The organism is Aneurinibacillus migulanus (assembly GCF_001274715.1).
Lineage (GTDB): Bacteria > Bacillota > Bacilli > Aneurinibacillales > Aneurinibacillaceae > Aneurinibacillus > Aneurinibacillus migulanus.
Map to the genome: position 1 here is coordinate 2,205,267 of NZ_LGUG01000004.1, position 26,969 is coordinate 2,232,235.

Sequence of the window (26,969 nt, forward strand, 5' to 3'; positions counted from 1 at the left end):
GGGACTGTATAAAGTTCCCTTGCCTTTTTTCGATCGTATCGCTTGAAAAACGCCCGCGAGTTCTTTTTATTGTTATCCTTTTTCCATGTTATATTTTTTCATTCGATTATACAGTGTTACGCGCGAGATACCGAGCAATTGTGCGGCGGCAGACTTATTGCCGTACGTTGTACGGAGCGCTTCTACTAGTTCATCATACTCGCTGCGAGCTGCAAGCGGTCTTGCTGCTGGCGTTTGGGCTGCAAAAGGTAATTGGTTCGGCTGGTAGCCTTCAGGCAGATGCTCAGGCTCAATCCGCTCCTGATCCGTTAAGATGATAAGTCTTTCCATCAGGTTTCGCAATTGCCTGATATTGCCTGGCCAGGCATAGTCAAGCAGTAAAATGAGTGTTTTGGGTGCCAGTTCAGGGAGTGGCTTTCCGTATTTCACGGCGAATTCTTTAAGAAATAGCTGGGCCAGCTCGGGAATGTCTTCTTTTCGTTCGCGCAGTGGCGGAATGGGCACCGAGACTACGTTAAGGCGGTAGAATAAATCTTGTCTGAATTGGCCTGCTTCCACCATTGTTTCAAGGTCCCGATTTGTCGCCGCTACGATGCGCACATCTGTCGCGATAGGCTTATGTCCACCCACGCGATAGAACTGCTTTTCCTGTAGGACACGCAGTAGTTTAACCTGCTGATCAAGCGGGAGTTCCCCGATTTCATCCAGAAACAGGGTACCGCCCTCGGCCGCATCCATTTTTCCTTTTTTTCCTTCATGAATGGCTCCGGTAAAAGCCCCTTTTTCGTAACCGAACAGCTCACTTTCAAACAGCGCCGCCGGAATAGCTCCACAATTAAGCGCGATAAAAGGGCCGCCTGCCCGCGGACTTGCGCGGTGTACCGCTTCGGCGAACAGTTCTTTACCTACGCCGGATTCTCCGGTGATAAGAAGCGTGGCATCTGTATGAGCCACTTTTCTTGTCAACTGCATCGCCTGCATAATGGCAGCACTGCGCCCCTTGATTTTATAGAAGGGGTCTTCTTGCTGTTCGGTGTATAACTCCGTTTCCAGATCATGCAGATGTGCAGTCGTATTTGATAGTTGGTCATGCAGGCGCACCACATCACTAATGTCTTTTTCGGCGGAAATCCCCCCGATAATCTGTCCGTCCAGCATAACAGGTGATGTATTAACCAATACGTGTGCTCCCGCACGCGGCTGATTGTAATGTCGGGCAATGGATGAACCATCATGAATGCTTTTGAGTAGCATGACTGCATCTTTTTTGAAATGGCGCGTAATATGATGATGCAGAATATCTTCTGATGGAATTTGGTACATGGTTTCAGCTTGCTTGTTCCAATTAACTACAGTTCCTTCTGCATTAACGATTGTCAAGGAGTCGTCAACCGTCTGCAGAACGTTGTTATAAAATGCGAAACATTCCCTGAGTGCGCGTGTGGAGGCTAACACAATCGCCTCCGTCGATACGTATCCGATTGATTCGTTCGCATCTGATAATACTTCAATATCGGTTACTTCAGGGTTTGCTGAGATGACCTCAAACAGACGGGCTGATTCTTTTGCCTGCACCTTGCAAGGATGATGAGGCAAGAAAGAGCTCGGTTGCATAATCTCATAGAGAAAAGGGTTATAGAAAGAAAAAGGTTGATTTCGCATGCGTGTCCACCTAATCTACAGATTTAACACATATGTACAATAACAACGAGCGGATTTACAAAGTTGTAAACGCTTTACCCTTGTTATTATACTGCCGGGAACGGAAAAGCGCAATTCTCTTATACAGCTAAAAGGAGGGAAAACGAACAATGATACTAGAGGCAGCGATAAAACGGTTCTTTTTGTTTCTCTCGCAAAATTACTCGATGAATCGTGCGGCGAAAAAATGGGGCTTACGTTATGGAGCAAGTCGCTTTGTTGCCGGAGAAACGATCCGGGAAGCAATTAGTAAAGTAAAAGAATTGAATGCACAAGGATTGACTTGCACCCTAGATCATCTCGGGGAGTTTGTGCGTAGTCGTAGGGAGGCGATAGAATCTGCCGATTATTGCATTAAAACACTGGATGCAATACATCAAGCAGGCGTGGATAGCAATCTATCGCTGAAATTGACGCAGCTGGGCCTCGATATCGACACTGTTATGTGCCATGAGAATATGCGCCGTATCTTGGAACGCGCAAAACAGTATGGTAATTTTGTCCGCATTGATATGGAAGATTATAGTCACTGTCAACAGACATTGAATATGCTTCACGAATTGAGAAAGGAATATGATAACGTCGGCACAGTCATTCAGGCCTATTTATATCGGTCTGAATCAGATGTAAAAGCGTTACGTGGTGTACCGCTTCGGTTGGTAAAAGGAGCATACAAAGAATCCTCAAAAGTGGCGTATCCCGATAAGAAAGATGTCGATGACAACTACAAGCGTATTATCAAGCAGCATCTATTAAGCAGAAGCTATACGGCTGTTGCCACGCATGATGAGCATATCATCGATTATACGAAGAGAGTGGTTTTAAAACATCGTATACCGCATACGCACTTCGAGTTTCAAATGTTATATGGTATCCGTACACAGTTACAGTTGTCACTGGCACGTGAAGGATATAAAATGCGCGTATATGTCCCATACGGCAACGACTGGTACGCATATTTTATGCGGCGTCTTGCAGAGCGCCCAGCTAATGTGGCATTTGTTTTGAAAGGAATGGTCACAAAATGAATACCTGCTGAGTGTAGCAAAAAACGGAGCGGAAAATCCGCTCCGTTCATTCCCTGTGAAAGTTAGTTATTCCTGGTAGATAGTAAACTTTCAAGCCGTCTAATTTGCTGACTCGTCAGACGTAAGGCGAGACGCTGTTTTGCTGTAGTCGACAGTTCGCATTCTAGATGCTCATATATCGCCTTATACCGGTCGGTCATGTCTTGAAGTAAGGTAAGTGTCTCTTCTTTCATTGCGGAGCCCCCTTTGCTTGTCCACATGCCATGTAGGAATAGCAGCTCCATTCAGTAGAAAATTTTCAGCGTAGATAATAGACCTTCTCGCTTTTTGTCTTGTGGCTTATATTTATTATAACACACCTTGTCTACGCATTCTTTGTTTTGCTAAAATTGTTTTTTATGCGGTTGTTTCGGCTTCCAAGCGACGTGTAAGCTCGTGTAGCAAGTCAACGACGGTGATAATGCCGACCAGACTGTCACCTTCCACTACCGGAAGCGAGTTGATTTTATATTTGCGCATTGTTTGAATCGCTTCAGTAATTGATGCATCCGGTCGTATTGTAATCAAATTTTTTGTCATAATCCATTCTACAGGCGTCTCTTTCAAGATGGTTGGCGATTGGAGCGAAATAATCATTTCGCGATGTACGATAATGCCGACTGCCTTTTCTTGTTCGACGACGATAAGCCGACGGATATTTTTCTCTTTCATGATAGATTCCGCTTCTTGAATCGTTGTGGCCGGAGCGATTGTAATTACATCCGGTGTCATTAAATCTTTTACTCTCATCATGAACGCACCTACCCGCTTCCCTAGGTTTTAAGTCTATATACATGGGGATTATATCATAGGAGATGGTAGGCAACCAGAGTTGTTTCTAACAAAATAGGGAAGGGAATAAAAGGATAGAACCATTGCATATTAAGGAGGCATACATATGGAAAAGATGTGGGAAGCATTTGAGCATATGCAGGGGAATTGGTCTCGGATGCAACATAGCGACGATCAGGAAGAAGCAGAGGAAGATGCAAATCGTTTTGAAGAATCATTTTACGCTTTTATCGAGGCATTCAGGATATGGTTCAATACTCTCAAACCTCGCCCCGCTACGCTTGATGAGGCTCTTGTGTTGCCGGAAGTCGAAAAAATTACGGAGGAGCTTCCTGTGCCGCTATATTTGAACTTTGAAACGGAATTGGAATATATAATAGAAGATAAAACAAGAATAGAAGATGAGAAGTATGACTAAATGTTTAGTGGGTTGCATATTTATCATACTAAACAGCCATTTCAATGCGTTGAAATGGCTGTTTTTGTGTACATTTTCATAGTATTATAATAGTAGAGAAATGAGGTGAACGAACATGGGTACGGAGAATAAATACACAATAAAAATGAAAAAAAGAAAGCAGATTAGTGACTCAGTGTTCAATCTCCTTTTTAAGGATTTAGTAGAGTCGGAAAAAATTAAACTATACATAGACGATGTGAAACAGCGTATCTATGAAGGAGAGATGAGCCAGACCGAGTTTAATGAAAGTCTGTCGAATTTAACCGACCGCTATGTAAAAAAAGGATTGCACCGGTCCGATCAGGCCAGTGTCATTCGTTACATTAGCGCGTTCGCTAAGATAGAGAACAATGTAAAGGCCAGCTTGCGCGCCATGAGCATGCAGGAGAAGGGCATAGACAGTGTGGAAGAGACAGAAGCATTAAATGTTCAGGAGATTATCCGTAAATACGAAGAGACGCAGCGGTGGATTAACGAATGGGTACGGGAATATGCCTGTACACATGGATTAGACCCGGAACTGGTAGCGACTCCGAACCTGGAGTGGATGGAGAAATAAGACAAAAAACGGGCCCTCGCAGTGCGAATGGACCCGTTTTTTTTCGATTGTATCACTTGAAGAACTCACGGGCGTCTGCGAGTTCTTCTTATCAGTAAAGGCACAGGATTAATGGTCACCGTGGTTACCTTTGCTTGGATTGGTAATAACGAAGCCTTCTTCCGGTAAATACAGATAATCAATTTTGACTCCATCAAGTAGATCTTGAGTTTTGTCGAGAAGCACATCGATTTCTTTATCAGTATGTACAACCTCATCGTTCTCGCCAGGCGTATCAAGATCGAGGCCATAATGGGCATGAGTGCCGTGTGTATGGGTAATAACTACGCGCAGCAATTTTCCCTCTGAGTCCTCTTGCGCCATGATTTCGTTAATTTTTTTCGCAGCGTTTCTTGTAATTTTACATTTCATTTGGGTTCACTCCTTGGATTGCTTAGAATAAAAGGGCTTGTATTGTCGCCTATTATACGCCATTTTATCTTTAGAGGGAAATCTGGCGGCACACTTAGCTTTTCACTTTTACACTTTTTACGACTGAAAAGAAGAAAAAAGAGCCCCTAAGGACTCGACAGAAAAGAGGTGTGTCCATACGCTCTTACGCTCGGGCAAAGAGGCACAGGACAAGACTATGCTTACCCTTAGTATATAGATATAATGCTAAGCCTGTATGTAGCCTACATTATATTTATGTTAAAAAAGCGGTCCCGTACAATGTCGGGACCTAATGAGAATGGAGTTACCACAGTGTGTGGTATGATTGTGGAGATCAATCCAAAGCCCATCTTACTATAATTGTGTAAGTGTTTTGTTTGGTCTGCGTTAAGATTATATTAAGATTTCCGTTGGCAGACCAGTGGTTTTATACGCGGAAAAGAAGTATCATAATAACAAACAAGTCCATATGAAAAGGGGTTTGCGACCATGACACTACACCAACAATTCGGGGCGTTGCTCGTCGCATTACGCGAGAAAAGCCCACTCGTACATAATATTACAAACGAAGTGGTTACTAATTTTACGGCGAATGGATTGCTTGCGATCGGCGCTTCACCGGTGATGGCCTATGCGCCGGAAGAAGTGGCAGATATGGCTAAAATCGCTGGTGTACTCGTATTGAATATGGGTACATTGACCAAGGAAACGGTAGAGTCAATGCTGATTGCCGGGAAATCTGCCAACGAGCACGGTGTACCTGTTGTATTCGATCCGGTGGGTGCAGGCGCTACACCATTCCGTACCGAAATGGCGCGTCGTATCGTTGAAGAAATAAATATCGCGATTATTCGGGGCAATGCGGCGGAAGTAGCCAATGTAATAGGAGAAGCATGGGAGATTAAAGGCGTGGATGCCGGTCAAGCAGGCGGAAATGTTGAGGCGCTGGCCCGAAAAGCGGCGAAAACACTGAATACAGTTGTTGCGATTACCGGCAAGGTAGATGTAGTCGCTGGACCGAATGAGCTATATACCGTTCATAACGGAGATGAAATGCTTACTCGTATCACAGGGACAGGCTGTCTGCTCACCTCCATCATTGGCGCATTCGCTACTGTGGAGAAAGATGATGCGCTTGCAGCTGCGGCAGGGCTTGCGATATATGGCGTAGCTGCCGAACTGGCACGACAGACGGTATCCGCCCCGGGTTCCTATCAGACTGCACTGCTGGACATGCTCTATAGCATAGACGAAGAGCAGGTTGCATCCATGGTGCGCGTAGAGCGAAAATAAACAGAAAGAAAGAGTGACAGCAATGGATAACCTAACATGGAAAAATAAACTTGCGGTCTACCTTGTAATTGGAATTGAAGAGATTGGCGGCCGAAGTGCGTTGGAAACGGTACGTCTGGCGATTGCCGGGGGAGCTACGGCTGTACAACTACGCGAGAAACATGCGCCGCTTCAACATGTGTTGGAAACTGGAAAGAAAATGCGGGAGCTATGCCGTGAGCATGGTGTTCCATTTATCGTTAACGATCGTGTGGATGTAGCGATGCTACTGGATGCGGACGGTATTCATGTCGGGCAGGATGACTTGCCGGCGAGCGAAGTCCGTAAGTTGACTAAGGAGCGTATGTTCATTGGTGTTTCAGCATCTTCGGTCGAGGAAGCGCACTGGGCGCTTGCACAGGGAGCAGATTATCTTGGGGTCGGTGCGATATATGCTACCGGTAGTAAATCCGATGCCGGAGACCCGGTTACTCCGGCTTTAATCGGTGAGATTCGTACTTTCTCGGATATTCCGATTGTCGGTATTGGCGGCATTACGAGCGACAATTGTTCCGAAGTAATGAAGCAGGGGGCCGATGGCGTAGCGGTTATCTCGGCAATTGTTGGACAGCCAGAGCCAAAGCAGGCAGCCGCACACTTGCATGAGATTATAGCCACATGCATCGTAAAATAGTACATATTGAGGAAGGTGCGGATGGTTCCGCCCCTTCTTTTTTTCATGGATCAGAAACGATATGTCGCTGTAAAGCAAGAAAGCGACATATCGTTTCTTCCAATCGTATCAATTGAAAAACGCGCGAGGTGTGTGTCAAACGTTGCTTTTTCCTAGGAAGTGCGTGGCACGGTGGTCGAACAAGACCGACAACTGTCTCCCTCATCCGAGATGCCTAGATGTTTTGTCGGTCCGCCCGAAGTGACATAAAGCGGCCGTTTGGCTTCTATGTGGAAAAAGGACGAGCGGCAACACCCGCGAGTTTTTCTTATCAAATATAAAATTTCGAGAGCAAAATCAAGAAAAGGACGAACAAATATTCTGCTTTTGTGTATAATGAAAAGGAAAAGGTCGGCAGGGAAATGGGCGGATATTGCTTTTCGCCATAAAAACCAGTACATTGAATGAAAGAAACAGGAGGGGAAGGACTTGAGTCGTCAAAACGTATCACCAACCATACCAGCATACAGCGATGATGATATTCGCGTCCTGAAAGGGCTGACCGCCGTTCGTGTCAGACCAGGAATGTATATCGGCTCGACTGGAAGTCGCGGCCTGCACCATCTCATCTGGGAGATTATTGACAACTCTAAGGATGAAGTGTTGGCAGGCTATTGCGATACAATTAAGATTACAATTCATCCGGATGGAAGCATTAGCATCGAGGATAATGGCCGTGGTATTCCAACCGGCATTAATAAAGATGAAGGAATTCCGACGCCGACAGTCGTATTCACCGTACTACACGCCGGCGGAAAATTCGGCGGTGGCGACGGGTATAAGAAATCTGGGGGATTGCACGGAGTCGGAGCAAGCGTAGTGAATGCGCTGTCTGAATGGCTAGAGGTGGAGATCTACCGCGACGGGAATATCTATCGCCAACGCTTCGAATACGTAGAAGAGGCGGACGGTCAATTCAAAGCCGGACACCCTGTAACCGGTCTTGATATTGTAGGTACGACCCGCAAAACAGGAACGAAGGTAACGTTCATGCCTGATCGACGCGTTTTCAGTGATACGAACGTTCAACATAGCGTATTACGCGAACGTCTCCGTGATAATGCATTTCTGCTGAAAGGCGTTGCCATTCACCTACGGGATATGCGCCCGGGCGCGCCGGAGAAAGAGACATTTCATTTCAGTGAAGGTATTAAGGCGTTTATCGAATTTTTGAATGACGGTAAGAATACGCTGCACAATACGGTGTATTTTGAAGGTGAAAAGGAAAGTGTTGAGATTGAGCTGGCGTTTCAGTATAACGACAATACATCAGAGAACCTGCTTTCCTATGTCAATACGATTCCTACAATTGATGAAGGAACGCACGTTTCAGGCTTCCGCAATGCGTTTACGAAAGTGTGCAACGATTATGCACGCAAGAACGCGATGCTGAAGAAAAACGATAAAAATCTGACAGGAAATGACTACCGCGAAGGACTGATGGCTGTGCTTAGCATCCGAATGGATGATCCGCAGTTCGAGAGTCAGACGAAGGACAAGCTCGGAAGTGAGGAAGCAAGGTCAGCAGTTGAAGCATTTGTAAGCGAGAAGATGAGTTTCTTCCTGGAAGAGAATCCGGATATCGCTAGGCTTATTATCGAACGGGCCATAGAGTCGCGCCGCATCAAAGAAGAAATCAAAAAAGCGGCAGAAGCGTTGCGCAATCCGAACAAGAAGAACAAAAAGAAAGGCAAGCGCACGATCAGTGATAAATATACGCCGCCAAGCAAGAAGGATGCCGATCGCAATGAATTATTTATCGTAGAGGGAGATTCGGCGGGCGGTTCCGCGATTAACGGACGCGACCGCAATTTCCAGGCCGTACTCAGCTTGCGCGGTAAGCCGATTAACGTAGAGAAGAAGAAAATCTATGAGATTATCGGACCGAATGGTAATGAAGAGATTAATACGATTGTTGAAGTGCTTGGCACAGGGATTGGTGATGATTTTAATGCGAATCAGTGTGCCTTTGACAAAGTTATTATTATGACGGATGCGGACTATGACGGCGCACATATCCAGATTTTGCTGTTGACCCTGTTCTACCGATATTTCTCGGAGCTGATCAAGCGAGGGAAGATATTTATCGCTCAGCCTCCTCTCTATAAAGTGTACAAACAGGGCAAGAAAGGACAGCAGATGGTTTATGCCTGGACAGAAGAGGAACGGATAGCGGCGCAGAAGAAGCTAGGCGCCCAGGCAGAAATCCAGCGTTATAAAGGGCTCGGCGAGATGAATGCCGAACAGCTCTGGGATACGACAATGAATCCTGCATCACGCAAGCTTATCCAGGTTGATTTGGAAGAAGCAGCGGAGGCTGAGCGGATTGTTACCGTTCTGATGGGGGACAAGGTACCACCGCGTCGCGAATGGATTGAGAGCAATGTGAAGTTTATTATGGAGGAGGAATAAAGAGTCGATGTCACTGCCGCATGAACAGTACTTGCAGATGAGTGTACGGGACGTGTATCGTTCACGGTTCAGCGATTACGCCCGCTATATTATTCTTTCGAGAGCCATTCCGGACGTACGGGATGGCTTAAAACCCGTACAGCGCCGGGTGCTGTACTCGATGTATAAGGAGAAGAACACACCGGATCGTCCATACCGTAAGTCAGCGAAAACGGTCGGGGATGTGATGGGAAATTATCATCCGCACGGTGATACATCTATTTACGAAACGATGGTAAATCTCGTACAACCGCATAAAATGCGTGAGCCGCTCATTGACGGTCACGGTCATTGGGGTACGGTTGACGGCGATAGTGCCGCAGCGATGCGCTACACAGAGGCGCGCTTGATGCCAATCGCGATGGAGATGGCACGCGATATTGAAAAAAATACTGTAGAATTCATTCCGAACTATGATAACACCACCAAAGAGCCTGTCGTACTACCGGCACGGTTTCCAAACCTGCTTGTTAATGGGGTAACGGGTATCTCCATCGGATTTGCTACGGAGATCCCTACCCATAATCTGCGCGAAGTTATTGATGGTACGATGGCCCTGCTTAACAATCCGGAGCTTTCGCTAGCTGAGCTGATGACATACATTCCAGGTCCAGATTTGCCGGGCGGCGGCATTATCCAGGGGAAGGAAGAGATTCGCAAAGCTTATGAGAAAGGTGCAGGACGCATCATTATCCGCTCTAAAACACACATTGAGAGTGGAAAGCAGGGCCGCCAGCTTATTGTTGTCGATGAGATACCGTATACGGTCAAGAAAAAAGCGCTTGTAACACAAATAGAAGAGGAGATCCTGGAGAAAAATGTTGACGGCCTAATGGAAGTGCGGGACGAAACGGATCGCCAGGGGCTGCGTATTGTACTTGAAGTACGCAAGGACGCTGATATTGATGGCATCCTAAATTACTTATTCAAAAAAACCGATTTGCAGATTTCTTATAGTTTTAATATGCTCGTCATCGCAGATGAACGTCCTCAGCAACTTGGACTTAAAGGGATTTTGGCTGCCTATATCGCCCATCAGAAAGAAGTCATTACGAAGCGTACAACCTATGATTTGGAGCGAGCACAGAAGCGTCTGCATATAGTAGAAGGAATTATTAAGGCCATCTCTATTTTGCGTCAGGTTATTGACACAATTATGGACTCGGATGGACGGGAAGACGCACGTCAACGCTTGATGGAACGCTTTGACTTTACGTATGAACAGGCAGAAGCGATTCTTGATATTCGATTGCACCAACTGACGCGTCTTGACATTAAGAAATATGAAAAAGAAGAAAAAGAGTTACGGAAGAAGGTTATGGTTTTTGAAGGTATCCTGAAGAGCGAGAAGAAGCTGAACAAGGTGCTCGAAACGGAGCTGACAGAAATTCGCGATAAGTATGGAAGCGATCGTCGAACTGAACTCGAAGATGAAATTGAGAGCATTGAGGTTGATATCTCTATTACTGTTCCTGCTGAAGATGTGATTGTGACAATCACGGAAGACCAGTATATTAAGCGTACGTCAATGCGTTCATTCAATAGCTCCGGTGCATCTATTGAAACGACAGGGCTGAAAGAAGGAGACTCTGTTCGTTATCTTTTTAAGACAAACACGATCCATCAATTGCTTTTATTTACAAGCCATGGTCAGTTCTACCAGTTGTCTGTGCATGAATTACCGGATGGACGCTGGAAGGACATCGGTACAAGCCTGGTAAATGTTGTATCGCTTGGCAAGGAAGAAAAAATCGTTTCTGCCTACACAATAGACTCATTAGAAACAATAATGAATGAATCATTTGCATTCGTGACAGAGAGCGGTATGGTTAAGCGTACTAAAGTGGAAGAGTACAGCAAAACGCAGAAAAAACGTGGAATTGTTGCGGCGAAAGTGAAGGATGACGATAGGATTCAAGCGGTGCATCTATGTCGGGAAGACGGGGAGTTCCTGCTTGTCTCATCCGGTGGCATGGCGATCCGGTTCCCCGTTTCCGATGTGCCTTTCACCGGACGGAATACAGCTGGTGTACGCGGCATGAAGCTTGAAGAAGACGAGCAGATTGTAGGGTCATTCATTCTCTCTCCAGAGAGGGAAGAGGTCCTGCAGATTGTGACAAAGGAAGGGGTCGCCAAGCGTACGTTCGTTGCCCAATTTACGGCACAAGGTCGTGGCGGAAAAGGACTCCTCATCATCCGTCGTCGCAAAGTGCAGCCACATGAAGTAAAAACCGTGTTCCTTGAAGACGAAATGGAGCATGACCTTGTAGCTCGGACAAGTGCAGGACGCATGCTTCCGATAGAATGGGAATCATATCAGGAAAGTCTATCAGTTAACGATCAAGGGTCGATTGGACGTACGGTAGTTACACTGGAATCCGGAGAAGAGCTTATTCACATATACAGGATCGCACGTGTAAAAGAAGATCGCGATGAAGAAGTTGCGCAGAATTCTTAAGCATAAGCAGGAAAGTGTACCTTTTTGTCGAAATGGGAATAATGTAATAAAGAAACAAGGCACGTTTTGTCCGAAATCGCAGAACGCAAAGTTCTTTATTATTCTTTTTGTTTCATGTATAGTAATTGTATAGTAAATTCTTTTAGGGGGAACATTTTTTGAGTAACATCGCTGTCGGCAATATTTTAGAAGGTACCGTGGTAGGAGTTCAATCTTTTGGCGCTTTTGTTAATATCGGAGAAAACAAACAAGGTCTTGTTCATATCTCGCAAATCGCCTCCTCTTATGTAGAAGATATTAACCAGTTTGTCAAAGTCGGCGACAAAGTGACCGTTAAGGTGCTGGAGATTAAAAGCGACGGTAAAATTTCCTTAACCATGAGAATTCATGAGGAGAAAAAGGAAGACCGCCGTCCATTTAAGAAGCGCGATGACCATCGAGGTGGTTCGGGCGGACGTTCCAACAACAACAATTCGAGAGAAGATTTCGAATCGATGATGAAACGTTGGATGAAAACAAGCGAAGACAAAATGGGCGACCTGGGTAAACGCGAAAAAAGACGTTAAACGGGCCTTCTCATTACCATGGTAAATCAACCACTCTGATGTAAGTCAGAGTGGTTTTCTATGCGTATGAAGAAAGGACGGAAACGTAAAATTACATCATAAAGGAGAGACGTATTGTGTCACTATACCATGTATTAGGAGCCAAACAGTTTACCCGTCCAATGCTGGATGAGATTTTCGAGAATACCCACCGTATGGAGCGAGTCGTGGAAGAGGGCGGCAGTGATTGTTACAGTAATAAAGTAATGACAACGTTATTTTTTGAACCGAGCACTCGGACGCGTCTATCGTTCGAATCAGCGATGTCGCGTCTTGGCGGCAAAGTTATCGGCACCGAAAATGCGGCCCAATTCTCGTCAACGATTAAAGGAGAAACACTTGAGGATACCATTCGAGTTGTGTCCGGCTATAGCGACGTGATTGTCATCCGGCATACGGATATTGGAGCCGCAGAGCGTGCTGCAGCGGTGGCTACTGTACCGGTTCTTAATGCTGGAGACGGGGCGGGCGAGCATCCTACACAGTCTCTTTTGGATTTGTATACGATTGAAAAAGAATTAGGACGTCTCGATAACTTGCATGTTGTCATGATCGGAGATTTAGCGAACGGGCGGACCGTCCATTCGCTGTCATACTTGCTGGCCAATTACAAAGGGATTCACATTTCTTTTACTGCCCCAGAAAACGTACAAATTCCGACATACGTTAAGAAGTATTTGGACGAAAAGGGGATTACATACGAAGAAGAACATGATTTGGAGAAGGTAGCGGAAACCGCTGATGTATTGTACCAAACGCGCATTCAGAAAGAGCGCTTTACTTCACTTGATGAATACGAAAAGGCCAGCGGTAAATACATCATCGACCGCAAGATACTTGCAAAAATGAAGCAGGATAGCATCATCCTTCATCCGCTGCCGCGCGCAGGTGAGATTGCGGTAGAGGTGGATGAAGACCCGCGTGCCGCCTACTTCCGACAGGCGCAGAACGGCTTATTCGTTCGCATGGCTCTCATCGATAAGTGTTTTTCATAATCAACACATTGAATACATGTAAAGTAAACCGTCAGTAAAACCATGAAGGCAATAAAAAAGATAGATTAGTTAAAAGGAATCTATCTTTTTTATTGCAAAAAATGATACGTGTCCAGAACAAAACAGAGCGGTAACACTCGCGTATTCCACCTCCTGTTCAAGGCTTGTCTCTATAAACTCTCCAAACAACCCAAACCCTGCATTATTGATAAGGACATCTACCGAAATACCTTTGGTCTGCAATTCATCATAGACATCTTTTGGCGCTGCAGGCTCGGTTAAATCCTTAATGATAATACGTACGGTAATGTATTATAAAAGAAAGGTGAAAAAAGGCACAATAAATATTTTATCCCTTACTTGCTAAAAATATGTTTAACAACAGATAAGAAAGAAGGGATATGTATGCGCAGGATATGGTTTGGCACACTTACAGGCATTGTATGCGTCCTGTTGTTCCTTGGACAGATTGACTGGTTCTCGGCTTCTTCTTTGCAAGCGGCAGCGGGGCAAGCGCAAGCAAATACGGCGGATACATGGGATGTAAGCCGTCTTTATCCGAATGAGGCTGCATGGCAGGCAGACATCCGCCATGTGGAGGAGGAAATTGGCAAACTTGCTGCATACAAAGGAAAGCTTGCAAATGCAAAGCAATTGTATGCGATGTTAAATCAAGAAGAGAGTATCATGCGAAAGCTTGAAAAAGCATATACGTATGCACATTTACTCTTTGATACCGATACGGTAAATCCAGAGAACCAGCGACGGCTTGATAAGGTGCGTCAGGTAGCGCAAAAATTAACGCTGGCTACATCGTTTACTGCTTCTGAATTGGCCGCAATGGATGATGCGAAGCTTAAAAAAATATACAGGCAGGAAAAAAAACTGGAACGATACAAGCGATACATCCGTGAATTGCGCAAAGAAAAGGCGCACATTCTGTCAGAGAAAGAAGAGCGGCTACTTGCATTGACAAGTGAAGCTACGGGTGTGGCGGGGCAGACATATCGATATTTGCTAGATTCAGATCTCGTGTTTCCCGCTATCCAGGATATCAATGGTAAAAAAGTACAAATAAACCGTACCAATTATGCTTCTTTGCTTACTTCTCCGAATCGTGAGCTGCGGCGTCGTGCATTCGAAGCAACATACGGTACATACGGGCAGTATCAAAATACGTTTGCATCTCTGTTGCAAGGAGAGGTGCGCAAGCATATTGCTTATGCAAAGGCACGGAATTATCCCTCAGCACGCTATGCTGCGCTGCATGCGGCGGATATACCGGAGAGTGTGTATGATAATGTAATCTCGACGGTTCGAAGACGTGTTACCCTGCTTCATCGTTACGCGGCGTTGCGGAAGAAACTGCTTGGCCTGCCTGCAGTACATAAATACGATTTATACGTTCCGTTGTTTCCTGATAAAAATCGGGAGTATTCATTGGATGAAGCAAAAACGAAGGTACGCGAAGGATTAGCGCCGCTAGGTCCTGATTATCGACGCAGATTGGATGAAGCATTCACGAATCGCTGGATGGATGTATACAGTCGCAAGAATAAGACAGGGGGGGCATATCAGACAGCCGTATACGGATATCCGCCGTATGTACTGCTGAATTATCATGGTAGATTGGATGATGTGCTAACAATGGCGCATGAACTCGGGCATGCAATGCATTCCTATTACGCCAATGAGACGCAGGACTATTTGGATGCAGGCTATGGTGTGTTCGTTGCAGAAGTAGCTTCAACCGTTAACGAATCCATGCTGCTACGCGGATGGATTGCACAGGCGAAGGAGCCGGAGGAAAAAGCGGCGCTCTTAAATCGTTATTTAGATACTTTTCAGGGCACACTGTTCACTCAGACTCTGCTTGCAGAGTTCGAACGAGATATTCATCGGGTGGCGGAGGCAGGAGAGACGCTTACAGCCGACTACTTAGCTCAGCAATACCGCAAGCTAGTTGGAGAATATTATGGGCCGTCGCTTGTCATAGATCCACTTGTCGGAGTAGAGTGGGCACGCATTCCACATTTCTATAAGAATTTTTATGTCTATCAGTATGCTACCGGTTTTTCTGCAGCAACCGTACTGGCTGACGAGCTGTTGAAGGGAGAAGGAAAGGCACAGGAGAAGTACTTGGACTTTCTTAGGACAGGCGGAGCCAAGCCATCACTAGATGCATTGGCGCAGGCCGGAGTGAACTTGCGCGACCCACACGTTATCTCCCGTGCCCTTGATGTATTTGAGGAGACGCTTGAAGAGCTGGAGAGACTGGCAAATGAATTGTCTAAGGCTAAATAACTTTCATCACGCAAGATAGGCTCACGCCTATTTTGAATAAAATCAGGGGCATCCGCCCGCAATTCTCATAGTGTAGTAGCATATGAAAACTACTTTGAGAATGTGGGGGACTATTATGGAAAATATCGAAAACAATCATCAGCCGTCTTTTGCTCATGAACCGTATCAAGCGGACGCGTTTGCATATCCGTATTACGCTCAACCAATTTCACATTCGTATCATCACGGTTATACACATGATGAGCGCAGTATTTGGCCGATTATCCCTTTCTTGTTTTTGACGCCGCTTTTATATAATTACAACAGACCTAAGTATATCCCGTATCCGTATCCTGCACCTTATCCATCACCCTACCCGTATCCTGCGCCCTATCCATATGCTGCTGGTACTCCCGGCCCATACTATGGGGCTCCGCGGGAAGAATAAAATAAGAAAAACTCGTGGACATTGTCACACGAGTTTTTCAAGTGATACAACCCGGAAGAAAGAGAACAGGAAAATAATCACCTGTTCTCTTTCCTAATTATTGGGTGATTTTATAATAGCTTGGATAACTTTTTTCGTATTCGGCGATTTTGTCTTCCTGCATCAGTGTAACGCCAATATCGTCCAAGCCTTGCAACAGGCACTCACGACGATATGCATCGACACTGAATGGAACTTCGAGGCCGTTGCCATCAGTAATCACATTCTTCTCTAAATCAACCGTTACTGCGTACCCTTCTTGACTCGCAACATTTTGGAACAGTTGTTCCACGGTTTCTTCCGGCAGCACGATCGGTAGAATACCATTCTTGAAGCAGTTATTATGGAAAATGTCCGCGAATGATGGTGCGATAATCACTTTGAACCCATAGTCCAAAAGTGCCCATGGCGCATGCTCCCGGGAAGAGCCACAACCGAAATTATTGCGTGCGATCAAAATGTGTGCGTCTTTATATTGCGGTTTATTCAACTCGAAATCCGGATTCACATTCTCCTGCTCATCAAAGCGCCATTCGTAGAACAGGAATTGCCCGAAGCCGGTCCGCTCAATGCGCTTCAAAAATTGTTTAGGGATAATAGCGTCTGTATCTACATTAACGCGGTCGAGCGGAGCGACCACACTTGTAATTTTTTTAAACGGTTCCATGTGCTTTCTCCTCTCTTTCTTTGACTTCCCACTTACGTACATCGACAAAGCGGCCTGCGATAGCTGCGGCAGCAGCCATTTCAGGGCTGACCAAGTGCGTACGTCCGCCGCGGCCCTGACGGCCTTCGAAGTTGCGGTTTGATGTAGAGGCACAGCGTTCGCCCGGTGACAGTACGTCTGGATTCATCGCCAGGCACATACTGCAGCCTGGTTCGCGCCACTCAAAGCCAGCTTCGATAAAAATCGTATGAAGTCCTTCTTTTTCTGCTTGTTCTTTAACCATACCGGAGCCAGGGACGACCATGGCATTTACATTTGAAGCTACTTTGTGACCGTTAGCGATTTTGGCCGCGGCGCGTAAATCCTCGATACGGCCATTCGTACAGGAGCCGATAAATACGCGATCAATTTCAACCTCGGTAATTGGAGTGTGCGCTTCAAGGCCCATATAGGCAAGTGCATTCTGCGTTGCTTTACGTTCGTTCTCGGTCGTGAAATCTTCCGGTGCCGGAACGACACCATTTATGCCGATACCCATGCTCGGGCTGGTACCCCAGGTCACTTGCGGCTCGATTTCCGCAGCTTTGATTACAACACGGCGATCATACTCGGCACCTTCGTCTGTGACAAGTTCCTTCCAGGCCGCGATGGCTTTATTCCATTCTTCGCCCTTCGGCGCGAAACGGCGTCCTTCCAGGTAAGAGAATGTTGTTTCATCCGGTGCGATAAGTCCCGCACGAGCTCCGGCTTCGATGGACATGTTGCAGACGGTCATCCGTTCTTCCATGGAGAGGTTTTTGATTGCATCTCCAGTGTATTCAATAACATACCCAGTCGCAAAGTCGGTGCCCCACTTGGCGATGATGGCGAGAATTAAGTCTTTCGCTGTTACGCCGAGCGGGAGGTCCCCATCTACGTGTACTTCAAGCGTTTTCGGCTTTTTTTGTTGCAAACATTGTGTCGCCAGTACATGCTCCACTTCGCTTGTTCCGATACCAAACGCAAGTGCACCGAACGCTCCGTGCGTCGAAGTGTGGCTATCCCCGCATACAATGGTTTTGCCAGGATGGGTAAGCCCCAGTTCTGGACCCATTACGTGCACGACACCTTGCTCTGGGCTGTCTAAATCATAGAGTGTAACGCCAAATTCTTTACAGTTCGCCTGCAGTGTCTCAATTTGTTGACGAGAAATTGGGTCTTCGATCGGCAGGGAACGGTCTGTGGTCGGTACGTTATGATCGATAGTTGCAAATGTTAAATCAGGACGGCGTACCGGGCGCCCGGCAAGGCGCAGACCTTCAAACGCCTGTGGCGATGTTACTTCATGTACAAGCTGTAAATCGATGTATAACAGGCTGGGCTTGTTTTCTTCAGCATAGATAACATGGTTGTCCCAGATTTTTTCAAACATCGTACGTGCTCTCATTCATCTCTCCCCTTTGTTTTTTTAATCTTTATATAAGTTTTAACATAGAAAAAACAAATGTTCAAAGATATAATATTAATAATTTACATAGGATTTACCTATAAAGATAAGAGAGGGAGGTTGAATATGGAGCTCAGACAATTGTTATATGCGGTGACCATCGCGGAAGAGAAGAGCTTTTCACGCGCGGCAGATAAACTTCATCTTGCCCAACCGTCACTTAGCCAACAAATCGCCAAGCTTGAAAAAGAAATTAATATTATCTTATTCGAGCGTTCAACGAGTTCAATACGCCTAACGGATGCAGGTGAGAGGTTCTATGAGTCGGCATCGAAAATTCTCGATTCTATCGAGCAGTTGAAAAAAGAAATGCAGGATATGGCGGAATTGGAGAAAGGCGGGCTTACGGTCGGAAGTTTGCCTATTACCGGCGCGCACATTTTGCCGCTTGTACTGCCGGTATTCAAAAAGAAATATCCCGGCATTCAGGTGCGTCTTATTGAAGAAGCGACAAGAGCACTTGAGCAACTAACGGCGCGGGGAAAGACAGAAATGAGTCTGCTGTCATTGCCGCTTGCAGATCCGAACCTGGAATGGGAGCCGATTCTCGAAGAAGAAATCTGTTTGGCTGTGCCACCGGATCATCCGCTAAGCCAGAGGGAAGATGCAGAGATTCGGGAGTTGAAGGATGAAGCATTTATTATGCTAAAAAAAGGCCAGGGTTTTCGTACCCTAGCCTCAGGATGGTGTGAAGATGCAGGTTTTGTGCCGCGTGTCGTGTTTGAGAGCAGCAATATTGAAACCGTGCAATCGCTCGTAGCGGCTGGTATGGGCATTGCATTCGTGCCGAAGATGGTAACCAGGCTTTCTACGGAGCCGTTGCTTCCTCGATATGTGGCACTACGCAATCCTACGCCTTGCCGTACATTGGTAATGGCGTATCGCCGCGGACGGTATCGCTCACGAGCCAGCCGGGTATTTCTTGACACGGTTCAAGAAGTGCTGGTTGCTATGGAGCAAGCGTCCCATCGCTTTTAACTGTGGCTTTACGTGAGAGTTGATCCATGAAGCGCAGGAACTCTGCTTTTTCCGCTCCTTCGATTGGCCGTGGTTGTCCGTTTGTAATCCGAACCGGAATCAGACCTGCCTGGATGCGCTTATCACTTACCGATACTTCCAGGATGGCCGATTGATTGGAGCGATCCATTCTGCTATTGGTAAATATAAAGTTACCGAGCGAATAGGCAATCAGCTTGCCTTTGTACCACTCCACCGGCTGCATGATGTGGGAGTGATGACCAACGACGAGGTCTGCTCCCGCATCAATGAGCGTATGCCCCATTTCCGTCTGATAGGTTTCCGGTGTTGTGATGCGTTCTTTGCCCCAATGGATGAAGACAACAACAATATCGGCTTTCTTTTTCGCTTCTTTGACTTTGTCATACATGATTTTCGGATCATACGCACTGGCTAGGCCCGGTTTTTTCTCTCCGGCCATCCAGGAGGCCGAAGGCAGAACCCGGCTATAATTAAGCAGCGCAATCGTCTTGCCTTTTTTCTTTATGTAATGAATTTGCGTTGCTTCAGTCCGGTTTTTTCCAGCACCGAGGGGGAGTAATCCGGCTTGTTTAACATGTCCAATCGTATCGTACAGCGCATTCAAGCCGAAATCCAGCGTATGATTATTCGCAAGTCCGACCGCGTCCAATCCGCTTGCAGCCATCGCTTGAGCCATACGAGGATCAGAACGGAATGTGAATTGTTTACTCTGTGCGGTGCCACCGGTCGTGAGCGTTGTCTCCAAGTTACCGACAGCAAGATCGGCCCGGGATAGAACTGGCGTTACCTTGGCAAATGGATAAGCCGTTCCGTTCTTCTTTATTTGGTCGTTGACTGTTCCGGTAAACTGCATATCTCCTACGAATGTGAGCGTGACTTTATCGAAGCTGGTCATCATAACGTCCTGGTTATTCGTTTGGGCATCGGCCATGAATGTAAGGCTTCCGAGCAAAAGGCCAAGACAAGTTGCGCCTGCACCAAGCACGGCCAGCAGGCGTTTTTTTGTTTCTCTCATCTTCTCATTCTCCCTATTATGCATTCCTTATATTTCCTTTCTACATTCTTGCATCATACCATATTTGCTGGTATGAAATAAGCACGAAATCTCAAAATTATCGAATTGACAATGTCCATTGCATTTCCAGAAATATGGCTGGTCGTCCTGTGCGGTGCATAGTACAATAAGGACAACCAATAAGAATAGAAAGGATGAGAGCCGTTGTTCTATGTGGTGCTCACATTCCATTTACTGGGGGTTGCCGCTAAGCTTGCTGTCCTGTTCCTGATTCCTAGATTGAAGGACGTGGAACAGACCCGGCGCTTCCTTGTAACGTATCGTAAGCTGGATATTACAGCGGATATTATATTATGGGGAACCGGCCTGGCGTTTTTCTTTGTCACGTCGTTTCAATACTTAATGCAGATGTGGTTACTTGTATCAATGCTTCTTTATATGTTCGTATTCTATATGTTGAAGCGATTCTTAATGCGAGGGCTTCGAGAAGTGGCGGACAGCCGCAAAGTTCATGCCGAGAAAGAGTTAAAAACACTTCGATTCCAAAATTTATGTGTCGGCATCTTCTCCATCTTTTTGATGGGCTGTATTGCGTTTATGATGATGAACAAGCCATTCTAGCTGCAACAAAAAACCGGAGCAGATATTCCGCTCCGGTTTTTTGTTTGGCGGCTAGTTCACCCATTCCGCCACAGTTTGCTTCGCTTCTTCCAGTTCGCTCTCATGCACATAGATAGCGGAGTGCCGCTCTATGAGAGAACGAATTCCTCGCTCTTCCAATCGTTGCTGCATCGCCTGTAGGCGGAAGTCGTTTCGGTCGAGGAATACGACCACCCATCCGTCTTCCGGTTTCGGCGAGCCACTCATCATTTCACGCAATTTCTTGAACATATTAATTGTCACCACCCTATGATGTATGTGTCCATAGATATTACATTCGAAGTGTAGGCTCATCTTTTGACCAGAAGAACGAGCAAATGTTTTGCCTGCTTATTGCCTGTAAGGATTATAGTTATCATGCCATGCTTGGCCGGGCAGAGCAATGCGTGAAAAGTCCCGAACAAATACAATCATGAAAAAACGAATACTTTTAAGATACAGTAATTCAAGTAAAAGGGACTATTACCAATTCCATGCAATATTTGCACTGTTAAGTAACGACAGACTTGATAGAATTTAAGTAAGAATAAGTCAGTAAATGCATTGGCAAATATAGGAGGGAATACAAATGGCAATGAAAGCGACCGGTGTGGTGCGGAAAGTGGATGAATTAGGTAGGGTGGTTATTCCGATTGAGTTGCGCCGTAACCTAGGCATAGCAGAGAAAGATGGCCTGGAAATTTTTGTAGATGATGAGAAGATTATTTTAAAGCGGTACGCTCCGGCTTGCATTTTTTGCGATTCAGCTGAGAATATTACCGCTTACCGAGGCCGCAATATTTGCAAAAGTTGCCTTACTAATCTCAAGACAATGGAATAATAAGCTACAATACAAAGAGCCGGAATCGTTTGCTGATTCCGGCTCTTTGTATTCAAAAGTTAATTACGATGTTGTTCAGAGAAGTGATACCTTCATTTTGTTCTTTGAAATAAGCAAATCCTTCCACAATAATAGAGTTGCTTTCGGATGGCTTAGCGAGACTTAACGTGAAATTGGAAAAAGCCAGGCTCTCACCTGCAGCCAATTCGCTGCAGAAATTTGGGGCCAGCCAGTACTCTCCATTCGTCTTCTCACGTTCTGCTTCGTTCTGCCCCGCATAATGCCATTCATTCGTATGGTTTGCCTCAATAAAAAAAGATGCCCGCTTCTTATTCGTTCTTATTTTACCGCTCAATACACCTGCTCCGGCAGGAGAGATACGGATGCAAATCACCGGAGCGTGCAAAGTCTCACTTCCTGTGTTTTTTACAATAAAATCACCCATTACAAGCACATCGTTTTCTTCTTCACCATTGTCTGGCAAAATCACCGAATAAGTAAAAAAGGCTGTACTGCCTATTCCCGCTTCCCGGCCTGTTTCTTGTCCCCGTTTTTCGCTTTCCACGCTGCTGGGCTTGGTCAACTCCTGTTTGATTAAGGCGACATAGCGTGAAAGCTCGGCACAGTAAGATAAGACGGTTTGCGTATGTTTCGTGTCCATTCTATTCTCCTCGTATTAAAAATTAAAATAAGCAGGCAAGAAGAGAATGAATTTCTCTTCCTGCCTGTAAAGCGTGTCGATTAACCAGGGAAAACGGTCGGGCACTGCGGTGGAAACGGACGTGGCGGGCATTCGAATGGAAGTTCCAACCTTGGTTGGCAAAAATTAGCCATAACTTCGAGTTTAACCAATGCTTCCATTTGAATGTCTTGGCACATATTAATAGAAATATCAAGCTGGAATTCATCGGCGCCGCCGGTACCGGTACCTGGGAAAAATATAAGCTGAGCATCGCATTCAAAATCCGTAATATGGCACTGCAGGAACGTTCCGTGAGGCGCGCACAGGAAGAATTTTTCTGCGACCTGGAACGGCTGTGTCACGCAGCAGATAGTGGGCGTGGTGCACAGAGCAGGCAGAACTTTCAAGACGACAGTGACAAATCCTTTTTTCAATACTTTCACTTTTTGCAGCGTAACGACTTGACCTGAAGGTAACGTAACCTGCACATCTTGGCGGCCTCCTGGCTGCGAAATTTCAACGCAGCAGATAGAGCCTTCTTCTAATGGATCAAGCGGCCTTCCTTGTTCATCTGATAAGAAGCAATCGACTGTACCAAATCTTGCAACATCCTGAGTCGTCAATCCAACGGGCAAAGAGCAATTAGGGAACACGGTTCCCAGAAGATCGCGTTGACTAATAAGCGGAACGTCCACCTGGCGGGTAACCCAGTCAAACACTTTATTCACCTTGATACATACGGTCTCTTCTTGCGCTCCTTGGATCGCTTCAGGAATAAAATCATGGTTAGTATGCATGCATAACCATCCTTTCTGAAGTGTGGGTGGGGATTAGAACTAATTTATCTTATGGGTAAAGCCGGAGGACAGTTCTAGGCATATGCGGATTTTTTTTTTGTGGAGGGCAAAAGCAGAAAATTTGCCCAGCATTCTTGACAAATAACTTCACCTCAACCTAGACAGGTGCATAAAAATAGAGAGGACCAAGGGGTATACATCTAAAAGAGGTGATTGATGATGAAAGATAACTCTATAGCCGAGTTCGAATCGGGTGATTCAAGTCATCTGCAGCTCAAACAGAAGCTGATTAATCTGCAATCCGAACTTTCCCGATATAAAGTCATTCTATCCCGATATAAATCAGAGCTCTCCCGCTATAAAACAAGAGTGAAGCAATATAAGAAAAGCGGCGAATTCGGAAAAAAGCAGGAAGAATTGAAAGGTGAAATTGTTTGGCTGCAGGATGAGTTAGAAGGGCAGAGCAGACGCCTGGAACAACTAAGTGAGGAAAGAAACCAGCACATTCAGGAAAAAGAGCTACTTATGAAAAATGTAGCAGCATTGACGCACAAAGTCGAGACTCTGGAAAGCAGGGCGGTACAATATGAAACAGAGAAAAAAGATTGGAAAAAGTATATAGAAGAAGTGCAGACGAAAAATACCTCCTGTCGGGCACAACTGGATGAACGGGAACGTCAGTTGGAAGAAGCTCATATGTTTTTGCAGAAAACTCAGCAGCAGGCCGAGAAAATTCGGCAGCAGGTGGCTCGGTATGAAGCTGAGAAGGTAGAACTGGAAGAGCGCATTACAGAGCTAGAGGCGCAAATCGAACAGACACGGCAGAAACGAATGGAAGATAGGGAGCAATACGCGATTGAGCTGCAGCAACAAATCGAGCAATATGAAGAAGAATTAGCGAAAGCGCAACGACATGCCGAGGAACGCGACCAACTGGTTGAAGAGATCCGTTCCCGGCTTGAGGAGAAGTCGCGGCAGCATGAATCCGACTTGCAGGAAAGAGATCTGCTGGTTGAAGAGATCCGTTCCCAGCTTGAAGAGAAGACACAGCAGCATGAAGCTGACTTACAGGAAAGGGACCAGCTGGTTGAAGAGATCCGCTTCCAGCTTGAAGAGAAGACACGGCAACATGAAGCTGATTTGCAGGAAAGAGAGCAGCGAGTTGAGCAACTGCAACAGCAAGTGATTTGTTACGAAGCAGAAAAAGCAGAGCTTGAGAGACGCATCGCTGAACTGGAAGCACAGATTGAGGAAGTAAGACAGCAGCAGTCGACCGAAGAAAGGGAAAAAGAGGAAGCAGTACAGCTGCAACAGCAAATCGAGCATTATGAGGAAGAATTAACACGAGCGCAACGACATGCGGAAGAACGCGATCGGCAGATTGAGGAGCTACAGCAGCAACTTGAACAAAAATTAGCGCAGTATGAGGCGGAGAAGGCGGAGCTAGAGGGGCGTATCGCCGAACTGGAGGCACAGATTGAACAGGCAAGGCAGCAGCGTGCAGAAGAAAGGGAAGAGAGTGAAACGGAGCGGCTTCAGCGACAAATTGCGCAGTACGAAGAAGAATTGGAAAAAGCGCGACGATATGCAGAAGAACGCGACTGGCAGATTGAAGAGTTGCAGTTGCAGCTTGAGCAAAAACTAATCCAATATGAAACAGAAAAAGAACAAATCCAAGAGCATATCAAATATCTCGAAGAAGAAATCAAGCGTGCGGAATCAAGTTTAATGGAGAAAGAGCAGCTGATTGATGAACAAATCCAGCGGCATATTAATGAGCTAGAAGAAGAGCTGCTACAAGCGCAGGAATATTTAATGGAAAAAGATCAGCTCATTGAAGAACTTAAGCTTCAGTTCGTGCAAAAGAACGAGCGGTATGATACCCAGGAAAGAGATGCGGAAGTCTTGCATGCCCTCGAAAATGCATTTCAACAGGAGAAGTTCGCGGATCAACTGCAACACCATTTGTATGCACTGGAGGAAGAAGTAAAGGAAGCGCAAACCAGAATGCTGCATAAAGAGCAGGAGGTCAGCGAGCTAAATAGCCAACTGGAGAAGAAAATAGCCGAACACGAAACAGAGAGAAGAAAGTGGAAAACGGAAATCGAGCGGCTGAAGCATCAAGTCAAAGGAGTAAATGATGAAACGCTGCAAATTCAGGCCGAGTTGGAAGAAAAAGAGCATCTGATTACCAGACTGAAGCAGAGAGAAGCACGCCTGAAAAGCGAAAAACTAGAACTGGAAAGTCAAATTGATGAATATGCAGCAAAAATGGGACGCACACAAATTGAATTGGATAAAAAGGACAGAGCGCTCCAACAACTACAGCAGCAATTCGGCGAGGATATGAAACAGGCACAGGCACAGCTTATAAACAGGGAGCAATCGATCGTAGAATTGAATGACCGCTTTGAGAAAAAGTTGATGGAATATGAAGCGGAGAAAAAACAGCTAAAAGCAGAAATTGAGCGGCTCAAACAGCAGGTTAGAGGGGTGAACGATGAAGCAATACAAGTGCAAACGGAAGTGGAAGAGAAAGAACAACTCATCGCTAGGCTGAAACAAAAAGAAGCTCGCCTGAAAAATGAAAAACGGCGCCTAGAAGACAAAATCGAAGAATATGAGGCACAAGTTAATGACACGCAGGCTGAGTTGGAGAAAAAAGATAAATTGTTGAGTGAGCTGCAACTGCAACTGCAGGAAAAAACGGAGCAGTATGAAACGGAGAAAAAACAGCTAAAAGTTGAGGTAGAGCAATTACAGCAACAAGTGAAGAGAATAAACGACGAGGCGTTGCAGGTGCGGACGGAAGTGGAGGAAAAAGAGCAGTTTATCGCCAGGTTAAAGCAAAAAGAAACTCGTTTGAAAAATGAAAAGCTGCGTCTGGAAAGCAAAATCGACGAGTATGAGGCGAGAGAGAACGATACACAAGCCGAATTGGAGAAAAAAGATAAACTGCTGAGTGAGCTGCAACTGCAACTGCAGGAAAAAGTAGAGCAGCATGAAGCGAAAGAAAATGATACACAAGCTGAGTTGGAGAAAAAAGATAAACTATTGAGTGAGCTGCAACTGCAACTGCAGGAAAAAGTAGAGCAGCATGAAGCGAAAGAAAATGATACACAAGCTGAGTTGGAGAAAAAAGATAAACTATTGAGTGAGCTGCAACTGCAACTGCAGGAAAAAGTAGAGCAGCATGAAGCGAAAGAAAATGATACACAAGCTGAGTTGGAGAAAAAAGATAAACTATTGAGTGAGCTGCAACTGCAACTGCAGGAAAAAGTAGAGCAGCATGAAGCGAAAGAAAATGATACACAAGCTGAGTTGGAGAAAAAAGATAAACTATTGAGTGAGCTGCAACTGCAACTGCAGGAAAAAGTAGAGCAGCATGAAGCGAAAGAAAATGATACACAAGCTGAGTTGGAGAAAAAAGATAAACTATTGAGTGAGCTGCAACTGCAACTGCAGGAAAAAGTAGAGCAGCATGAAGCGAAAGAAAATGATACACAAGCTGAGTTGGAGAAAAAAGATAAACTATTGACTGCAACTGC

The 26,969-nt window shown here is 45.7% G+C and carries 26 protein-coding genes; 15 read left to right on the top strand and 11 right to left on the bottom strand.

Annotation, left to right across the window (positions count from 1 at the left end):
• Window positions 1-72: 72 nt before the first annotated feature.
• Window positions 73-1,662 (bottom strand): sigma-54 interaction domain-containing protein, encoded by a 1,590-nt coding sequence (locus tag AF333_RS12655; RefSeq protein ID WP_235356041.1) that lies wholly within the window; start codon window positions 1,660-1,662, stop codon window positions 73-75.
• A gap of 149 nt (window positions 1,663-1,811) precedes the next feature.
• On the opposite strand from AF333_RS12655, the gene AF333_RS12660 reads away from it, so the two are divergent.
• Window positions 1,812-2,729 (top strand): proline dehydrogenase family protein, encoded by a 918-nt coding sequence (locus AF333_RS12660; RefSeq protein ID WP_043068934.1) that lies wholly within the window; start codon window positions 1,812-1,814, stop codon window positions 2,727-2,729.
• A gap of 62 nt (window positions 2,730-2,791) precedes the next feature.
• On the opposite strand, the gene AF333_RS33650 is transcribed toward AF333_RS12660, so the two are convergent.
• Both AF333_RS33650 and AF333_RS12665 read right to left on the bottom strand, forming a co-directional pair.
• On the bottom strand, window positions 2,792-2,962 hold the full coding sequence (locus AF333_RS33650; protein ID WP_158502548.1) for a hypothetical protein: 171 nt from the start codon (window positions 2,960-2,962) through the stop codon (window positions 2,792-2,794).
• Between the two features lie 163 nt (window positions 2,963-3,125).
• Complete coding sequence (locus tag AF333_RS12665; protein WP_052520680.1) at window positions 3,126-3,518, bottom strand: CBS domain-containing protein; 393 nt, start codon at window positions 3,516-3,518, stop codon at window positions 3,126-3,128.
• 148 nt (window positions 3,519-3,666) lie between these two features.
• On the opposite strand from AF333_RS12665, the gene AF333_RS12670 reads away from it, so the two are divergent.
• Together AF333_RS12670 and AF333_RS12675 are read left to right on the top strand one after the other, a co-directional pair.
• Entirely contained in the window at window positions 3,667-3,978 is a 312-nt protein-coding gene (locus AF333_RS12670) for a hypothetical protein (protein ID WP_043068935.1), read from the top strand.
• Window positions 3,979-4,123: 145 nt separating this feature from the next.
• Entirely contained in the window at window positions 4,124-4,579 is a 456-nt protein-coding gene (locus AF333_RS12675) for a hypothetical protein (RefSeq protein WP_235496419.1), read from the top strand.
• A gap of 108 nt (window positions 4,580-4,687) precedes the next feature.
• On the opposite strand, the gene AF333_RS12680 is transcribed toward AF333_RS12675, so the two are convergent.
• Entirely contained in the window at window positions 4,688-4,990 is a 303-nt protein-coding gene (locus AF333_RS12680; protein ID WP_043068937.1) for a HesB/IscA family protein, read from the bottom strand.
• A 510-nt stretch (window positions 4,991-5,500) separates the two neighbouring features.
• Here AF333_RS12680 and thiM point away from each other — a divergent pair.
• Both thiM and thiE read left to right on the top strand, forming a co-directional pair.
• On the top strand, window positions 5,501-6,304 hold the full coding sequence (gene thiM / locus AF333_RS12685) for a hydroxyethylthiazole kinase (RefSeq protein WP_043068938.1): 804 nt from the start codon (window positions 5,501-5,503) through the stop codon (window positions 6,302-6,304).
• Between the two features lie 22 nt (window positions 6,305-6,326).
• Window positions 6,327-6,977, top strand: a complete 651-nt coding sequence (gene thiE, locus AF333_RS12690; RefSeq protein WP_043068939.1) for a thiamine phosphate synthase — start codon at window positions 6,327-6,329, stop codon at window positions 6,975-6,977.
• A gap of 43 nt (window positions 6,978-7,020) precedes the next feature.
• Here the strand turns inward: thiE and AF333_RS35145 are convergent, their stop codons facing one another.
• On the bottom strand, window positions 7,021-7,182 hold the full coding sequence (locus AF333_RS35145; RefSeq protein WP_235496420.1) for a hypothetical protein: 162 nt from the start codon (window positions 7,180-7,182) through the stop codon (window positions 7,021-7,023).
• A 263-nt stretch (window positions 7,183-7,445) separates the two neighbouring features.
• On the opposite strand from AF333_RS35145, the gene AF333_RS12695 reads away from it, so the two are divergent.
• From AF333_RS12695 to AF333_RS12720, 6 genes are all read left to right on the top strand, one after another.
• Window positions 7,446-9,428, top strand: a complete 1,983-nt coding sequence (locus tag AF333_RS12695; protein ID WP_043068940.1) for a DNA gyrase/topoisomerase IV subunit B — start codon at window positions 7,446-7,448, stop codon at window positions 9,426-9,428.
• A 7-nt stretch (window positions 9,429-9,435) separates the two neighbouring features.
• Window positions 9,436-11,925 carry a DNA topoisomerase IV subunit A gene (parC, locus tag AF333_RS12700; protein ID WP_043068941.1) on the top strand — a complete coding sequence of 830 codons (2,490 nt, stop codon included), beginning with the start codon at window positions 9,436-9,438 and terminating at the stop codon, window positions 11,923-11,925.
• Window positions 11,926-12,083: 158 nt separating this feature from the next.
• Entirely contained in the window at window positions 12,084-12,491 is a 408-nt protein-coding gene (locus AF333_RS12705) for a S1 RNA-binding domain-containing protein (protein WP_043068942.1), read from the top strand.
• Between the two features lie 116 nt (window positions 12,492-12,607).
• Window positions 12,608-13,525, top strand: a complete 918-nt coding sequence (gene pyrB / locus AF333_RS12710; RefSeq protein WP_235356040.1) for an aspartate carbamoyltransferase — start codon at window positions 12,608-12,610, stop codon at window positions 13,523-13,525.
• A gap of 405 nt (window positions 13,526-13,930) precedes the next feature.
• Complete coding sequence (pepF, locus tag AF333_RS12715) at window positions 13,931-15,829, top strand: oligoendopeptidase F (RefSeq protein WP_052812407.1); 1,899 nt, start codon at window positions 13,931-13,933, stop codon at window positions 15,827-15,829.
• A 115-nt stretch (window positions 15,830-15,944) separates the two neighbouring features.
• Window positions 15,945-16,256 (top strand): hypothetical protein, encoded by a 312-nt coding sequence (locus AF333_RS12720; protein ID WP_043068943.1) that lies wholly within the window; start codon window positions 15,945-15,947, stop codon window positions 16,254-16,256.
• Window positions 16,257-16,353: 97 nt separating this feature from the next.
• Here AF333_RS12720 and leuD read toward each other — a convergent pair whose 3' ends face one another.
• Window positions 16,354-16,962, bottom strand: coding sequence for a 3-isopropylmalate dehydratase small subunit (gene leuD, locus AF333_RS12725; RefSeq protein WP_043068944.1), 609 nt, complete (start codon window positions 16,960-16,962; stop codon window positions 16,354-16,356).
• On the bottom strand, window positions 16,949-18,388 hold the full coding sequence (gene leuC / locus AF333_RS12730) for a 3-isopropylmalate dehydratase large subunit (protein ID WP_043068945.1): 1,440 nt from the start codon (window positions 18,386-18,388) through the stop codon (window positions 16,949-16,951). The genes leuD and leuC overlap by 14 nt, the downstream gene beginning before the upstream one ends.
• Before the next feature lie 126 nt (window positions 18,389-18,514).
• On the opposite strand from leuC, the gene AF333_RS12735 reads away from it, so the two are divergent.
• Entirely contained in the window at window positions 18,515-19,426 is a 912-nt protein-coding gene (locus tag AF333_RS12735; RefSeq protein ID WP_043068946.1) for a LysR family transcriptional regulator, read from the top strand.
• Here AF333_RS12735 and AF333_RS12740 read toward each other — a convergent pair.
• Window positions 19,398-20,462: a CapA family protein gene (locus AF333_RS12740; protein WP_052812408.1), complete on the bottom strand. Its 1,065-nt coding sequence runs from the start codon at window positions 20,460-20,462 to the stop codon at window positions 19,398-19,400. The genes AF333_RS12735 and AF333_RS12740 overlap by 29 nt on opposite strands.
• A gap of 213 nt (window positions 20,463-20,675) precedes the next feature.
• Here AF333_RS12740 and AF333_RS12745 point away from each other — a divergent pair, with 213 nt between their 5' ends.
• Window positions 20,676-21,083 carry a DUF2269 family protein gene (locus AF333_RS12745; protein ID WP_235356740.1) on the top strand — a complete coding sequence of 136 codons (408 nt, stop codon included), beginning with the start codon at window positions 20,676-20,678 and terminating at the stop codon, window positions 21,081-21,083.
• A 51-nt stretch (window positions 21,084-21,134) separates the two neighbouring features.
• On the opposite strand, the gene AF333_RS12750 is transcribed toward AF333_RS12745, so the two are convergent.
• On the bottom strand, window positions 21,135-21,353 hold the full coding sequence (locus tag AF333_RS12750; protein WP_043068948.1) for a hypothetical protein: 219 nt from the start codon (window positions 21,351-21,353) through the stop codon (window positions 21,135-21,137).
• A gap of 337 nt (window positions 21,354-21,690) precedes the next feature.
• Between AF333_RS12750 and AF333_RS12755 the strand changes: the two genes are divergently transcribed.
• Window positions 21,691-21,942, top strand: coding sequence for an AbrB/MazE/SpoVT family DNA-binding domain-containing protein (locus tag AF333_RS12755; protein WP_152623463.1), 252 nt, complete (start codon window positions 21,691-21,693; stop codon window positions 21,940-21,942).
• A gap of 52 nt (window positions 21,943-21,994) precedes the next feature.
• Here AF333_RS12755 and AF333_RS12760 read toward each other — a convergent pair whose 3' ends face one another.
• Window positions 21,995-22,603, bottom strand: a complete 609-nt coding sequence (locus AF333_RS12760) for a hypothetical protein (protein ID WP_043068949.1) — start codon at window positions 22,601-22,603, stop codon at window positions 21,995-21,997.
• Window positions 22,604-22,683: 80 nt separating this feature from the next.
• A complete protein-coding gene (locus tag AF333_RS12765) occupies window positions 22,684-23,421 on the bottom strand; it encodes a BMQ_0737 family morphogenetic spore coat protein (protein ID WP_043068950.1) in 738 nt (245 codons plus the stop codon).
• A gap of 216 nt (window positions 23,422-23,637) precedes the next feature.
• Here AF333_RS12765 and AF333_RS12770 point away from each other — a divergent pair.
• Window positions 23,638-26,969: coiled-coil domain-containing protein (locus tag AF333_RS12770; RefSeq protein ID WP_053432690.1), on the top strand; the 3,332-nt coding region annotated here is incomplete at its 3' end.

Coding starts and splice junctions, on each gene's coding strand:
- AF333_RS12760 (WP_043068949.1), bottom strand. CDS start 22,603: ATGGACACGAAACATACGCAAACCGTCTTATCTTACTGTGCCGAGCTT.
- AF333_RS12660 (WP_043068934.1), top strand. CDS start 1,812: ATGATACTAGAGGCAGCGATAAAACGGTTCTTTTTGTTTCTCTCGCAA.
- AF333_RS12655 (WP_235356041.1), bottom strand. CDS start 1,662: ATGCGAAATCAACCTTTTTCTTTCTATAACCCTTTTCTCTATGAGATT.
- AF333_RS12755 (WP_152623463.1), top strand. CDS start 21,691: ATGGCAATGAAAGCGACCGGTGTGGTGCGGAAAGTGGATGAATTAGGT.
- AF333_RS12675 (WP_235496419.1), top strand. CDS start 4,124: ATGAAAAAAAGAAAGCAGATTAGTGACTCAGTGTTCAATCTCCTTTTT.
- AF333_RS12665 (WP_052520680.1), bottom strand. CDS start 3,518: ATGAGAGTAAAAGATTTAATGACACCGGATGTAATTACAATCGCTCCG.
- AF333_RS33650 (WP_158502548.1), bottom strand. CDS start 2,962: ATGAAAGAAGAGACACTTACCTTACTTCAAGACATGACCGACCGGTAT.
- AF333_RS12670 (WP_043068935.1), top strand. CDS start 3,667: ATGGAAAAGATGTGGGAAGCATTTGAGCATATGCAGGGGAATTGGTCT.
- AF333_RS12735 (WP_043068946.1), top strand. CDS start 18,515: ATGGAGCTCAGACAATTGTTATATGCGGTGACCATCGCGGAAGAGAAG.
- AF333_RS12750 (WP_043068948.1), bottom strand. CDS start 21,353: ATGTTCAAGAAATTGCGTGAAATGATGAGTGGCTCGCCGAAACCGGAA.
- AF333_RS12740 (WP_052812408.1), bottom strand. CDS start 20,462: ATGAGAGAAACAAAAAAACGCCTGCTGGCCGTGCTTGGTGCAGGCGCA.
- leuD (WP_043068944.1), bottom strand. CDS start 16,962: ATGGAACCGTTTAAAAAAATTACAAGTGTGGTCGCTCCGCTCGACCGC.
- AF333_RS12765 (WP_043068950.1), bottom strand. CDS start 23,421: ATGCATACTAACCATGATTTTATTCCTGAAGCGATCCAAGGAGCGCAA.
- thiE (WP_043068939.1), top strand. CDS start 6,327: ATGGATAACCTAACATGGAAAAATAAACTTGCGGTCTACCTTGTAATT.
- AF333_RS12680 (WP_043068937.1), bottom strand. CDS start 4,990: ATGAAATGTAAAATTACAAGAAACGCTGCGAAAAAAATTAACGAAATC.
- thiM (WP_043068938.1), top strand. CDS start 5,501: ATGACACTACACCAACAATTCGGGGCGTTGCTCGTCGCATTACGCGAG.
- pepF (WP_052812407.1), top strand. CDS start 13,931: ATGCGCAGGATATGGTTTGGCACACTTACAGGCATTGTATGCGTCCTG.
- AF333_RS12720 (WP_043068943.1), top strand. CDS start 15,945: ATGGAAAATATCGAAAACAATCATCAGCCGTCTTTTGCTCATGAACCG.
- AF333_RS35145 (WP_235496420.1), bottom strand. CDS start 7,182: ATGAGGGAGACAGTTGTCGGTCTTGTTCGACCACCGTGCCACGCACTT.
- parC (WP_043068941.1), top strand. CDS start 9,436: ATGTCACTGCCGCATGAACAGTACTTGCAGATGAGTGTACGGGACGTG.
- leuC (WP_043068945.1), bottom strand. CDS start 18,388: ATGAGAGCACGTACGATGTTTGAAAAAATCTGGGACAACCATGTTATC.